The organism is Desulfosporosinus metallidurans (genome assembly GCF_001936615.1).
In the GTDB taxonomy this organism is placed as follows: domain Bacteria; phylum Bacillota; class Desulfitobacteriia; order Desulfitobacteriales; family Desulfitobacteriaceae; genus Desulfosporosinus; species Desulfosporosinus metallidurans.
Genome location: NZ_MLBF01000127.1, coordinates 1 through 2,555, shown reverse-complemented (window position 1 = coordinate 2,555; position 2,555 = coordinate 1). Strand labels below are relative to the sequence as shown.

The window sequence follows — 2,555 nt, the reverse complement described above, 5'->3', positions numbered from 1 at the left end:
GTGCCTTTTGTAGAATGAACCGGCGAGTTATGGTATGTAGCGAGGTTAAGGCGGGAAGCCGGAGCCGAAGCGAAAGCGAGTCTGAACAGGGCGACGAGTTACATGCTGTAGACCCGAAACCGTGTGATCTACCCATGGCCAGGGTGAAGGTGGGGTAAAACCTACTGGAGGCCCGAACTCACTGTCGTTGAAAAGGCAGGGGATGAGCTGTGGGTAGGGGTGAAATGCCAATCGAACACGGAGATAGCTGGTTCTCCCCGAAATAGCTTTAGGGCTAGCCTCAATTGATGAGTCATGGCGGTAGAGCACTGAATAGGCTAGGGGCCTTACCAGGTTACCGAACCTTATCAAACTCCGAATGCCATGAGATTTAGATTGGGAGTCAGACTGTGGGGGATAAGCTTCATAGTCGAAAGGGAAACAGCCCAGACCATCAGCTAAGGTCCCCAAGTATACACTAAGTGGGAAAGGATGTGGAATTGCACAGACAACCAGGATGTTGGCTCAGAAGCAGCCACCATTTAAAGAGTGCGTAATAGCTCACTGGTCGAGTGGTTCTGCGCCGAAAATGTAACGGGGCTCAAGTGTATCACCGAAGCTATGGCTTTACAGTTTACTGTAAGGGGTAGGGGAGCGTTCTATTATCAGAGAAGGTCAACCGTAAGGTTGGGTGGAGAGAATAGAAGTGAGAATGCCGGTATGAGTATGCGAAAAGACAAGTGAGAATCTTGTCCGCCGAAAATCTAAGGATTCCTGGGGAAGGCTCGTCCGCCCAGGGTAAGTCGGGACCTAAGCCGAGGCCGAAAGGCGTAGGTGATGGACAACTGGTTGAGATTCCAGTACCACCTAAAAGCGTTTGAGCAATGGGGTGACACAGAAGGATAGGTTAAGCCAACCGTTGGTTGAGTTGGCCCAAGCGAGTAGGATGTAGGGTAGGCAAATCCGCCCTGCGAAAAGTCTGAGACGTGATGGGGAGCGAAACATAGTAGCGAAGTAACCGACTCCAAGCTGTCAAGAAAAACCTCTAGTGAGTGATTAGGTGCCCGTACCGTAAACCGACACAGGTAGATGGGGTGAGAATCCTAAGGCGCGCGAGAAAACCCTCGTTAAGGAACTCGGCAAAATTGCCCCGTAACTTCGGGAGAAGGGGCGCTCTTGGCAACAAGAGCCGCAGAGAAAAGGTCCAGGCGACTGTTTAACAAAAACACAGGTCCCTGCGAATCCGCAAGGAGAAGTATAGGGGCTGACACCTGCCCGGTGCTGGAAGGTTAAGAGGAGAGGTTAGCCCGAAAGAGCGAAGCTTTGAATTGAAGCCCCAGTAAACGGCGGCCGTAACTATAACGGTCCTAAGGTAGCGAAATTCCTTGTCAGGTAAGTTCTGACCCGCACGAAAGGTGTAACGATCTGGACACTGTCTCGACGAGGGACTCGGCGAAATTGTAATACCCGTGAAGATGCGGGTTACCTGCGACAGGACAGAAAGACCCCATGGAGCTTTACTGTAGCTTGACATTGGATTTTGGTATAAAATGTACAGGATAGGTGGGAGACTAAGAAGCTAGGGCGCCAGCCTTGGTGGAGTCGACGGTGGGATACCACTCTTTTTGTACTGAAATTCTAACCTAGGCCCCTGAATCGGGGTTGGGGACAGTATCAGGTGGGCAGTTTGACTGGGGCGGTCGCCTCCTAAAGAGTAACGGAGGCGCCCAAAGGTTCCCTCAGCGCGGTTGGAAATCGCGCGCAGAGTGTAAAGGCATAAGGGAGCTTGACTGCGAGACCCACAAGTCGAGCAGGGACGAAAGTCGGGCTTAGTGATCCGGTGGTACCGAGTGGAAGGGCCATCGCTCAACGGATAAAAGCTACCCTGGGGATAACAGGCTTATCTCCCCCAAGAGTCCATATCGACGGGGAGGTTTGGCACCTCGATGTCGGCTCATCGCATCCTGGGGCTGTAGTAGGTCCCAAGGGTTGGGCTGTTCGCCCATTAAAGCGGTACGTGAGCTGGGTTCAGAACGTCGTGAGACAGTTCGGTCCCTATCCGTCGCAGGCGCAGGAAATTTGAGAGGATCTGTCCCTAGTACGAGAGGACCGGGATGGACGAATCACTGGTGTACCAGTTGTCTCGCCAGAGGCACCGCTGGGTAGCTATATTCGGAGCGGATAAGCGCTGAAAGCATCTAAGCGCGAAACCGACCTCAAGATGAGATTTCCCACAGCGTAAGCTGGTAAGACCCCTGAAAGATGATCAGGTTGATAGGCCAGATGTGGAAGCACCGTGAGGTGTGGAGCTGACTGGTACTAATAGGTCGAGGGCTTGACCTAACATGAGCCCGCTAGGTAAGTGGCTCAAATTCGATCGACGAAGACTAGAATGACAACTCTGTGCAGTTTTGAGAGAACAGCGTTCGCAAGAATGATGAAATCTCAGACATCTGGTGATCATGCCGGAGGGGTTCCACCCGTTCCCATACCGAACACGGAAGTTAAGACCTCCAGGGCCGATAATACTTGGGGCGCAGGCCCCTGGAAACGTAGGTCATCGCCAGGTAACAAGC

At 52.6% G+C, this 2,555-nt stretch carries 2 rRNA genes; both read left to right on the top strand.

Annotated elements, in window-relative coordinates:
• Positions 1–2,322, top strand: a 23S ribosomal RNA gene (locus DSOL_RS25835); the annotation flags it as partial.
• A gap of 109 nt (positions 2,323–2,431) precedes the next feature.
• Positions 2,432–2,548: ribosomal RNA gene (gene rrf, locus DSOL_RS25830) — 5S ribosomal RNA — on the top strand.
• Positions 2,549–2,555: the final 7 nt, after the last annotated feature.